The 10,547-nt window shown below is 40.3% G+C and carries 8 protein-coding genes and 2 pseudogenes; 9 read left to right on the top strand and 1 reads right to left on the bottom strand.

Going from position 1 to position 10,547, the window contains the following annotated elements; genetic code table 11:
* Window positions 1-146 precede the first annotated feature (146 nt).
* The 9 genes and pseudogenes from AAC155_RS23390 to lhgO all read left to right on the top strand — a co-directional run.
* A pseudogene (locus AAC155_RS23390) lies at window positions 147-1,286 on the top strand (aspartate aminotransferase family protein); the annotation flags it as partial.
* A complete protein-coding gene (locus AAC155_RS23385; protein ID WP_113044334.1) occupies window positions 1,276-1,773 on the top strand; it encodes a GNAT family N-acetyltransferase in 498 nt (165 codons plus the stop codon). The pseudogene AAC155_RS23390 and the gene AAC155_RS23385, both read left to right, overlap by 11 nt.
* A gap of 11 nt (window positions 1,774-1,784) precedes the next feature.
* Window positions 1,785-2,267, top strand: a complete 483-nt coding sequence (locus AAC155_RS23380; protein ID WP_113044333.1) for an adenylyltransferase/cytidyltransferase family protein — start codon at window positions 1,785-1,787, stop codon at window positions 2,265-2,267.
* Between the two features lie 25 nt (window positions 2,268-2,292).
* Window positions 2,293-2,958 (top strand): HAD hydrolase-like protein, encoded by a 666-nt coding sequence (locus tag AAC155_RS23375; protein ID WP_113044332.1) that lies wholly within the window; start codon window positions 2,293-2,295, stop codon window positions 2,956-2,958.
* A gap of 9 nt (window positions 2,959-2,967) precedes the next feature.
* The gene (locus tag AAC155_RS23370; RefSeq protein WP_113044331.1) at window positions 2,968-4,011 is read left to right on the top strand and encodes an NAD-dependent epimerase/dehydratase family protein; all 1,044 of its coding nucleotides are present in this window, start codon (window positions 2,968-2,970) and stop codon (window positions 4,009-4,011) included.
* The gene (locus AAC155_RS23365; protein WP_205068585.1) at window positions 4,011-6,278 is read left to right on the top strand and encodes a glycoside hydrolase family 65 protein; all 2,268 of its coding nucleotides are present in this window, start codon (window positions 4,011-4,013) and stop codon (window positions 6,276-6,278) included. Before AAC155_RS23370 ends, AAC155_RS23365 begins: the two co-directional genes overlap by 1 nt.
* Window positions 6,262-7,476 carry an MFS transporter gene (locus AAC155_RS23360; protein WP_113044330.1) on the top strand — a complete coding sequence of 405 codons (1,215 nt, stop codon included), beginning with the start codon at window positions 6,262-6,264 and terminating at the stop codon, window positions 7,474-7,476. The genes AAC155_RS23365 and AAC155_RS23360 overlap by 17 nt, the downstream gene beginning before the upstream one ends.
* Window positions 7,477-7,487: 11 nt before the next feature.
* Window positions 7,488-8,588: a DegT/DnrJ/EryC1/StrS family aminotransferase gene (locus tag AAC155_RS23355; RefSeq protein WP_113044329.1), complete on the top strand. Its 1,101-nt coding sequence runs from the start codon at window positions 7,488-7,490 to the stop codon at window positions 8,586-8,588.
* 268 nt (window positions 8,589-8,856) lie between these two features.
* Window positions 8,857-10,047, top strand: a complete 1,191-nt coding sequence (gene lhgO, locus AAC155_RS23350; protein ID WP_113044328.1) for an L-2-hydroxyglutarate oxidase — start codon at window positions 8,857-8,859, stop codon at window positions 10,045-10,047.
* A gap of 264 nt (window positions 10,048-10,311) precedes the next feature.
* Here the strand turns inward: lhgO and AAC155_RS23345 are convergent.
* Window positions 10,312-10,547, bottom strand: a pseudogene (locus tag AAC155_RS23345) (ATP-dependent RNA helicase SrmB); the annotation flags it as partial.

Raw genomic sequence — 10,547 nt, 5'->3', positions numbered from 1 at the left:
AAACGAGTCAATTAAGCATTAAAGCGAAGCGTAGACGAATATGGATGAAAACCCAATTTTTGGAGCGAGTATTACAGGCGGGTTTTGCTAATGTGAGTGATATTTAATCATTCATGCGGTTGCCCTGATGTTTTCTTGGTCATGATAGCTCTGTTATACGAAAGGCCATTACTCATGCACTATCACGTGGTTTTCTTCAACAATATGAAACTGAAGAACATCAATTGTTGAGTGAACGCTTCTGCTCTACGGTACCGTGCGCAGAAAAATTACGTCTTGTAAATTCAGGGCTAGAAGCCACTATGTATGCGACTCGAATAGCTCGAGCCGCAACAGGTAAACGCATTATTTTTAAATTTGAAGGCCACTTTCATGGCTTAAATGACACTCTTACATGGAATATAGATTCCTCTCCACGAAGTGGTGTTGTTTTTGCAAATGGTGAGCTAGAACGTCTTGAAGGTACTACCGGTATTCCTGCCGAATTAGGTCAATTAACTGTGCCATTGCCATGGAATGACCTAAATGCAGTGCAGAAAGCATTTGAAACATATTCTGGTGATGTGGCTGGCATTATTCTAGAACCAGTGGCTCTGAATATCGGTTGTATCAAACCTGATGAGGGATTTCTGCAAAACCTGCGTGCACTTGCGACAAAGCATAAAGCATTACTTATCTTTGACGAAGTGTTAACAGGATTTAGGGCAAATATTGGTGGTGCTCAAAAAGATTATGATGTCATTCCGGATATAGCGACTTATGGTAAGGCATTTGGTGCTGGAATGCCGATAGCTGGAATTGCTGGTAAAGCTGAATATATGGATATGATCGCTCCGCGTGGGCCTGTACAGATAAGTGGCACAAATACGGGAAGATATCTATCGGTTTCGGCAGCTTTGACAGTTATCGAGCACTTAGAAGATGGAATCCTCTATCAACATGTTGCAAATTTAGAAAGCCAACTCATAAAAAATATGAAAGAAATTTTTAAGCAACACAATATTCCCTGTCATATTGATGGCTATGGAGGAAGAGTTGGTGTTCATATCGGGTCTTTAGTACGCCCAAAGACAATGAAAGATATAGAAAATACCTACCCTGTGAAATTCGCACATAAATTATTCCGCTTGTTGTCAACAGAATATAAGTTATACGGATTTCTATTACCTCTAACATATTGCCCAGAACCCGTGACGTTATCTGCTTTGCATACTGCCGAAATGATCGATAGCGCATGTGATCGGTTGGATTCTGCTCTGACTAGGCTGGAATACCATGACAATTAAAAGCACGCGCACAATTCTTATTCGACGTTTTAACATCTCTGATATGGAAGCGGTTCTTAAACTCATAGCACAAATTGGTTCAGAGGATGACCTAACCCAATCTGCGAGTATTCAATTCATACGTGAATTGGAAAACCCGCATCAAGAGGAGATTCGGTTTGTTGCAACTGAAGGTGAGGCGGTTATCGGAACAATGGGGTGTAGTTTGGGAGCAATACCATCAAAGTATGTTCTTTGGGCTGATTGGTTGGTTGTTGATCAAAATTATCGTCGATACGGTGTTGCTTCGTTGCTCTATAGCGAAATTGAGGCATTCGCATTAAGTCTTAGGAAAAAATACCTTTGTCTAGATATTGGTAACATTGACAAAGAACGTGCTGCATATCTCTTTCATCTTCGTAATGGATTCCAAATAGTCGGGCAAATACCAGATTATTGGGGGAAATCTGAACATCTAAACATAATGGCAAAATATCTTATTTCATAGGAGGCATTGACATGACCGTTTTGAACAGCGTCACCGAGTTAAAAGCTCTTGCTGAAAGCTACCAAAAAGATGGCCTGACAATTGGATTGTGTCACGGATGCTTTGATATCGTCCATATTGGTCACATACACCATTTACGACAAGCCAATTTACTGGTTGATCGTCTTTTCGTGTCAATTACCGCTGATAAGTATGTCAACAAAGGTTCTGAGCGTCCCATTTTTTCTGATTATCATCGTGCCAAATTTATGGCATCGATTCGCTACTGCCATCATGTAATAGTGAGTGATTCACCTACCGCCGAACATATCCTCTCCGCTCTTCGTCCTCATGTGTTTTTTAAAGGTGCGGATTACGGCACTAGTACGGATTTAAGACTGAATGCAGAACGAATATTTGTTGAAAGCAATGGAGGGCGTATAGCTTTCACTGATGACAAGGTAATGGATTCAACTTCTCGGATCGCAAACATAATTATGGGCAAGAGTATGTAAAACTCTTAAAAATAGTGGAGCAAAAATGCAAACACTTCTATTGATTGATCTTGATGGGACACTCATTGATACTCCGCATTACGAAGCCTGGCGTAACGCTGCTCATCAGTTCGGGCTGACGGAGCTTACTCATGAAGAATATCTTGCCAATATCGCAGGACGACCTCGATTAGAAGGTGCTTCACGCCTTTTGGATTTAAAAAAGGCTGGATTGCTTTCGGGCCTGGATAGATTAAACAACGGCAACATAAGTATGCTTGCGGAAATCAAACAGGCTGAATTTCTTAGGCTTTCTGTATACGCCCGACTTTTCGATGACGCAGTACGACTTTTAAAGCGAGTAGAATTGTCGTCTCAAGAGGTTAAATTTTATACAGCCTCACAAAATGCATCTTCCCTATTTGACGATATGCTACGTAAGGAAAGCATAATACTCAATCAACAAAGCATAGTAAGGCAAAAACAAGATCAGACTCGAGAGGAGTTGTTTTTGTCTCTCATTGAAGAACGTACCCCAAAAGAGGTCACGCTTATTGATGATTCTCCACATTCTATTGACGTAGCCTGTAATCTTGGAATCCAAGCTTATCAGATACATCGCAATGAACTCCTTCCCATGGCTACCGACCAACGCGCTTTTATTATTCCATCCCTTAATGACATCTCTATTCCGATTGTCGAAATAATATAAGGAAATGATATGCAAGCTAAATATGAAACAATTCTTGTAACTGGTGGAGCAGGATATATAGGTTCGCGACTGGTACCTAAAATATTGTCTGCAGGCTATAAAGTTAGAGTATTGGATGCCCAATTCTTTCCTAACGGACTTAGTTTCTTTCTTGATCATCCCCATCTGGAATTAGTTAAGGGGGATATTCGTGATAAAACTATTGTTGAAGATTCATTACGGGGAGTAACAACAGTAGTACACCTTGCTGCGGTAGCCAATGACCCTAGTTTTAACTCAGATCCGGAAGTCAGTCGATCTATAAATATCGCTTGTCTTCCTTATCTCATGATAAGTGCCAAGAATCTGGGGTGTCGGCGTTTTATCTACGCATCATCAGCGAGTGTTTACGGTATAAATGATCAACCTATCGTCGACGAAAGTCAGCCTTGTGTTCCTATCACGGACTATAACCGATATAAATCAGAAGGCGAGGAGGTTCTTTTCGGTCTAACAAGCCCAAATTTTGAAACCATTGCAGTGAGGGCAGCAACAGTTTGCGGTTGGTCTCCCAGACAACGTTTAGATTTGACTGTAAATATTCTGACTGCTAGTGCACTTTCACAAGGAAAAATTACCGTTTTTGGTGGGAATCAATACCGGCCTAATGTCCATATTTGCGATTTAACTCGCCTGTATGCAACACTTGTTCAACGTAATTCTCTTGGTTCAGTCAGTGGGAGTGCCATTAACGTCGGTTATGAAAACCATACTGTGAGCGATATAGCATTGCAGGTGAAAGATGTTGTTGATCGCTATTTCAATACCAATGTACCTATTGCTACAACAGCTTCTAATGACACAAGATCTTACCGATTAGACTCTCGTTTAGTACAAAATGAACTGGATTTTCAATTTGTTTATACAATTCGGGATGCTGTTTTGGAAATATGTGAGAAATGGCAATCGGGTTGGTTTATTAATAGCACAAATGTTCTTACAGATCCTTGCTACCATAATATGCTGAATATGAAATACACAGATTGGTCTTTCAATGTATCAAGGAGTCTTTGATGCTGACCATCACTTATGGAAGAAAAGAAGAAAATATATCTGAAGTCGGCCCTGATTCGTCAGCATTTATTTCATGTGTGACAACATTAGCTAATAGTTTTATGGGACTGCGACCACACGTACCAAAAGCATCTGAACGAGCTCAGCGGGTTCAGCTACTTATGGACAAGGTATATACATCAGGTGTTGGGGTTTCACGTGAAATAGTATCACTGCCAGCACCAAAAATTCTCCGGCTTTATGATGTCGAAACTGGTGAACCAGTAATTCACAAAAATGGTCGAGCCGCGAAAATTATTTTATCTCTCGATACAGCATTTGTTACCAGCACTGAATATTTGTGCGTAAGAGGAGGAGAATTCGAGTTAATCATAAGGCAGTTTATTGATATTCCCAATAAGCTTGAAGTCTCAACTGTTATTGAATTACGTCAATTAAATACTGAAATTGGTCTACGGAGATTACGGTTGGATTACGGGCTTGATATTTCTGCTGGTAACGAATACCTCGGCACGGCTCCTTGGCTAGTTGCTCGTCATTATGATATTAATCAATGTTATTCCAATAAAGATGGTTTTAGCGCGATAATCACAACTAAAGAACAAAAATTGCACTATGATGTTCAATTATTCTCTGCCAGATACGCAAACACATGGTCATGTTTAGGACAGAGTTGTGCAACATCCGTAACCTTCGACTTTTCCCAGAATGAACATCATTCTATATTTATACATTGGAAGGTACGTTCAGAGGATTGCAGTGTAGGACTTGAGATATCCCCAGTGCCATTTAACTTCATCTCCTCCCAGAATGAGCATCGAGCAAGGTGGAATAAATTATGGGAAGAGCATGATGTGACAATCAATGCGTCCGATAAACCCATTGAACTCGGTATTAAATATGCACTTTTCCAACTTTTACAGCATGGTATTGGTGCATATAACCATGAGTCGGGTTTTATTTCACCAGCTCGGGGGTTGACTAGCCCTTATCATTCAGGAGCGACTTTTTTTGATACTGAACTCCATAAATGTATATTTTGGGCTTGGAATGACCCACGTGTAGCAAAAGCATTCATTGACTACCGATACCATAGTATGGAAAAAGCGATTGAATTTGCAAAAGCCACAGGATTTTTTGGGGCGCGTTTTCCAGAGGCTTCTAATGATCATGGCGCTGAAAACGGACCTCACTATGTCCTTTCCTATCCTGATGCTGATATCGTGCGTGAGTGGAGTGTCGATGAAGTATTACACATTTCTGCTGATGTCTGCTACTCCCTATACAGATACTGGTCTGTAACCTACGATGATGCTTATATGAACACTCGTGGTTATAAAATAGTTGCAGAATGTGCAAGATTTGCTGCATCTGTATTTAAATGGTCCGATAAAAAACAGGCATATGTTATTAACTCAGTAATGGGACCTGATGAATATCATTATCATGTAGACAATAGTTTTTTTACAAACTATCTTTTCAGATGGTGCATAAAATTTGCACTTTCGCTAATTAGCTACAAATGCTTCCCCGAGATTTCTGCAAACGAGATTAAGAATTGGAAAACAATTAGTGAAAATGTCTATCTTCCTTGGATGGTTATTGATGGCGTTTCCATTCCGGAAGAATTCGATGGGTATGCAATTCTTCAAGATACTGAGTTAAGAAACGAAAAAAAACATGGGCCGCAGTTCATAAATGAACATGAACGGTATTCTGCCGAAAAGCTGCAAAATTTCACATCCAAAATCATAAAACAGGCTGATGTTGTTCTGCTTATGTCTTTATTCCCCGATGATTTCTCTGATGAAGTCAAGCGAGTAGCATTCAACTTCTATGAGCCCCGTACTGTTCATGAATCATCACTCAGTTATGGCCCTCATGCCGTGCTTGCTGCGGATATAGGTAAGATAGATGTCTGTGCCGATTTTATATCACGCGCAAGTCGATATAATCTGGATTTCACCCCTATATTAAATTACAACAATGGATTACATCTTTCAGCTTACGCAGGTGCATGGCAAGGGCTTGTTGAAGGCTTAGCCGGGCTACGTGTCGCAGAGAAAAGACTTTATTTTCGCCCCCGGTTACCATCCGACTGGGATTCCTATCGGTTCATGCTTTATTTTTGTGGGCAACGACTTATGGTCAGTGTACTTGCAGATGGCATCATTGACATCTACTGTGGAGGGAAGAAACTCGCTACCGAATGTTGTCCAGATGGACGTATCTATATCTGCGGAGAAACAAATGACTTCATTCGCTGAACGAGTATCGCCTTATTCCGAGGCATTACGCTCCTCATCATTCCGGAAATTGCTTATTGGTCAAGGCTTGTCAATGATTGGTGATGCAGTCTGTTTAGCTGCCCTTCCTGTTGCGTTGATTCATGCCAAACTTAGTGGGGAGGTTTTTGGTGTCGTCATGGCTGCGGTGGGATTAGGGACAGTCATTGGGGCTGTCGCTGGAGGTCTGCTAGCAGACAGAAAGTCACCAAAACACATTCTCATTGCGACAGATACTGCCAGGGGGTTGGCGCAAGTTGCTGCAACTATGTTACTTGTGTTAAACGCCCCGTGGTGGGGATTAGTACTTGCCTATTTAATATTTGGTATTGGCATTGGTGTCTCTCGCCCATGTGCTCAAGTTCTGCTTGTAAACTTGCTACCCAAGCAAGCCTTAGTGGCAGGAAATGGAGCCATGAATTTTGTAGATAACTTTGTGGCAGTAGTTTTTCCTGCCACAGTAGGAGTTATGATCATATTGTGGGAACCAGCATGGGGAATACTGGTTGATGGCATTACGTTTTTCGCAGCAGCTCTTTTTACTGCCCTGATACCCGATATAGGGATTCGTGGTTCCGATGATAAATTCTCTATACGTGAGGTATTGAACGGTATCACAGTCATTACTGGTAACTCTGTATTGTTACTCGGATTTATCGCGACATTGATCCTGAATGTGTTGTGTTTCCCTATTTTCTTAGTCATTGCTCCATACGCAATCAGTGATCGATTCAGTGATACAATGTGGGGGTTTTGTCTGGCAGCTTCGGGAGCTGGTGCATGTATTGGATCTGTTATCACAGTACTTACTGCTGGTCACCAACGTCTAATAAGACTTGCCGTGATCTGTGGTTTATTTCTCTGTAGCGCAATGCTTTTATTGGGCATGGGGGGCTTCTCTTGGATGGTCATTCTGGGGGCAATGTTTGTTGGGATTGTTGAAGCATCCTGGCTCACTGGTTGGACTACTGCTATGCAAACCCTCTCTCCGGAAAAAGACCTTGGAAAAGTTGTAGCGGTAGATACTTTTGTTACCAGTGGTGCACACCCATTCATTTATCTTGGAGCAGGAATTATCGGTGCGGCAGTGGGATATTCTGAAACACTAACATTGACTGCAATCGTCAGTGCTATTGGAATCACTGCCATCGCACTTTCTGCTATCACTCGAAAAATTTAAAAGGCAATAGCATGATTAAATGTAACAATATTCAAGAGCAGGCTATCGATTTGTCCGAACTAATTTTCAAGCAATGGCAAAATGTTTTGACAACCGGTGATTTTGTGCTTGGTGAAGAGGTTTCAAGATTAGAAAAATGGATGTCACAATGTTGTGGAGGAGCACATGCCATCGCACTCAATTCTGGTACAGATGCTTTGCTACTTGCATTGCAAGCTTTAGGTATAGGTTCGGGTGATGAAGTTATTACTTGTGCTAATACGTTTATAGCAACAGTTGGGGCAATAGTTGCTGTTGGCGCTAAACCAATCCTAGCTGATATTGGAGAGGATGAACTCATTAATGTTGACACCATTGCTCCTCTGATTACTGAACGAACAAAGGCTGTTATACCCGTTTATTTGCGCGGACGCCCCGTAGATATTGCTCCGATTGTCACGCTGTGCCATATGAGGGGAGTATATGTTATCGAAGATTGTGCTCAAGCCATTGGAACTACTATCAATGACCAGCAAGTCGGTACATTAGGCGATGCTGCGGCTTTTTCGCTACATCCACTGAAAACACTCGGAGGTTTTGGTGATGGTGGGATTCTCATCACTACTAACTCGAAAATAGCTGAGTATGCAAAATTTGCTCGCAATCATGGATTGCAGACACGTAATGAATCTATTTTATTTGGTATAAATTCACGCCTTGATACTTTACAAGCAGCTGCATTAAATATCAAAACTCAGTATTTAAACCAGTGGTTACAACGTCGCAAGGAAATTTCAGCTTTTTATGACAAAGAATTGTTCAATACAAGAACTGGAACAGATTTAGGGGCAGGAAAACCGGGAAACGCTTATTATCATTATGTGGTAAAATCAAAAAACCGAGACAAATTGCAGCAGCACCTAGCTAAACATGGTATTGAAGCCGCTATCCATTATCCAATACCGATTCATCGACAACAAGCATGGCTGCGTAGCCAGCCTCAAATAGCTCTTCCCACTACTGAACGTTTAGCGCAAGAAATTCTCACTATTCCCTGTCATCACCATCTTTCTGACAACGATATTGAGAAGATAGTAATGTTGATAAAGCAATTCGATTTAATTAAGGTTTAATAGAGTCGCACGAATTTACATAAAATTATAATAAACAGAAAACTCCATGAGGTGTGTATCTTTTATCCGCTTATTATTACTGTGTGCCTTTTTCGTGTATTTAAATAGTGTTTGATGGAGTTTAATATCTTTAAAAATGAAAGGTTATGTATACTTAAATATTTATTTAATCTTGATATGAATCATTTTAAATAACATATATGGATACCAACTTTAATTTTTGTCGGTGTCCATATATTATTTAGGAATAAATAAGGAAAAATTAAAAATGTACGACGTTATTATTATTGGAGCGGGATTGGTTGGTCTTGGTGTTGCAAATGCTTTGCAAGAACATAATCCACGATTACATTTATTAATATTAGATAAAGAAAATAGAGTAGCCGCCCATCAAAGTGGACATAATAGCAATGTTGTCCACTCCGGTATTTATTACTCTCCCGGAAGTTTAAAAGCACGTTTAGCAAAAAAAGGAAACCAAACTATATATCACTTTTGTCAGGAGTACGGGTTATATTATGACCGCTGCGGTAAAGTAATAGTGGCAACACATCAAAAAGAGCTTCCTTTTCTGGATAATATCTATCAGAGGGGATTACAAAACGGGATTGAAATTAATCGATTATCACGATCTGATTTAAAAAAGCGCGAGCCTTATGTCAATGGGTTGGAAGCTATTCTGGTTCCGGATGCAGGAATTGTGAATTACCCAGAAATTGCCGGAAAATTAGCTGAGATTATTCAAAATAGGGATGGGAATATTTATTATCAACAGCAGGTGTGTTCAATTCATGAATATACCGACTACGTTGAAATACAAACCTTACATGCGAGTTATAAGGCCAAACAGATTGTGAACTGTGCTGGATTGCATAGCGATAGAATTGCTAAGTTAGCGGGGTATGAAACAAGAATGAAAATTGTGCCATTTCGTGGTGAGTATTACGTTCTGGATAGTAGTAAAAATTATTTGGTCAACCATCTGATATATCCTGTTCCTAATCCTGATTTTCCATTCCTTGGTGTGCATTTCACACGAATGTTCAATGGCAAACGGGATGTTGGTCCGAACGCGGTATTAGCTTTTAAACGAGAGGGATATTGCAAAACTGATTTTTGTCTGCAAGATATGATGGAGATACTCACTTATAAAGGTTTTTGGAAGATTGCTACACGTTATTTCAGTGAAGGTATAGCAGAAATTCGACGTTCGTTTTCGCTCCAATTTTTTACCGAAAATGCCCGTCAGCTTATTCCTGATTTGCAATCAGAGGACATCTCTTTGGGGGCAGCTGGAGTTCGTGCCCAAGCATTGACAATTGATGGAAAATTGGTAGATGATTTTCATTTTGTAGTTGGTCATCGTTCATTACATGTTTGCAATGCACCTTCACCAGCTGCAACGGCATCAATAGAAATTGGACGAGAGATTGTAAGAAGATATTTTCCAACTTTTTGAATATAGTAGAACGGTAAAAGTAATCATCAATCACTCCCAGCCGTCTGTTTTTTTACCTTATACTTTGATTATCACTTTAACAGGGCGATAATCAAAACATAAAGTTGGTAGATTTTGAAAAGTATCACCCGACATTCCTGAATTGGGTGCGGAATGTCGGATTAAAAAAAACATTTGCTCTGAGCCTATTATTTACTCACAGAATAATCTTACTATGCGAAACTGCATATTATAATTAACGGGCCAATCGGCCCGTTTAAAGATTTACGCATTGCTATTGGTTGGCGCTTCTGGTTTTGGATTACCGGAAGGTTTACGGCGTTTACCGATATTTTTGCTATCTCGATGACGTATTTTAGCTTTTTTCTTCGATTCTTCCGCTTTCTTTTTCTCTTTGCGTTTAGCCAATACTTTTTTCGATGGCTTATTGTGGGCTTTGTCACTTGGTGCTTTGGTTGTTGGGCGAAGTTCATCAACAATCCGCGACGTGAGTGGTTCAT

This window comes from Photorhabdus sp. HUG-39 (genome assembly GCF_963878365.1).
GTDB lineage: Bacteria > Pseudomonadota > Gammaproteobacteria > Enterobacterales > Enterobacteriaceae > Photorhabdus > Photorhabdus kayaii.
Note: the sequence above shows the minus strand (reverse complement) of the source record. Positions and strands in the feature narration are given on the sequence as shown.

Bases quoted from the DNA above. Each gene is read 5' to 3' on its own strand.
- AAC155_RS23385 (WP_113044334.1), top strand. From the start codon at position 1,276: ATGACAATTAAAAGCACGCGCACAATTCTTATTCGACGTTTTAACATC.
- AAC155_RS23380 (WP_113044333.1), top strand. From the start codon at position 1,785: ATGACCGTTTTGAACAGCGTCACCGAGTTAAAAGCTCTTGCTGAAAGC.
- AAC155_RS23375 (WP_113044332.1), top strand. From the start codon at position 2,293: ATGCAAACACTTCTATTGATTGATCTTGATGGGACACTCATTGATACT.
- AAC155_RS23370 (WP_113044331.1), top strand. From the start codon at position 2,968: ATGCAAGCTAAATATGAAACAATTCTTGTAACTGGTGGAGCAGGATAT.
- AAC155_RS23365 (WP_205068585.1), top strand. From the start codon at position 4,011: ATGCTGACCATCACTTATGGAAGAAAAGAAGAAAATATATCTGAAGTC.
- AAC155_RS23360 (WP_113044330.1), top strand. From the start codon at position 6,262: ATGACTTCATTCGCTGAACGAGTATCGCCTTATTCCGAGGCATTACGC.
- AAC155_RS23355 (WP_113044329.1), top strand. From the start codon at position 7,488: ATGATTAAATGTAACAATATTCAAGAGCAGGCTATCGATTTGTCCGAA.
- lhgO (WP_113044328.1), top strand. From the start codon at position 8,857: ATGTACGACGTTATTATTATTGGAGCGGGATTGGTTGGTCTTGGTGTT.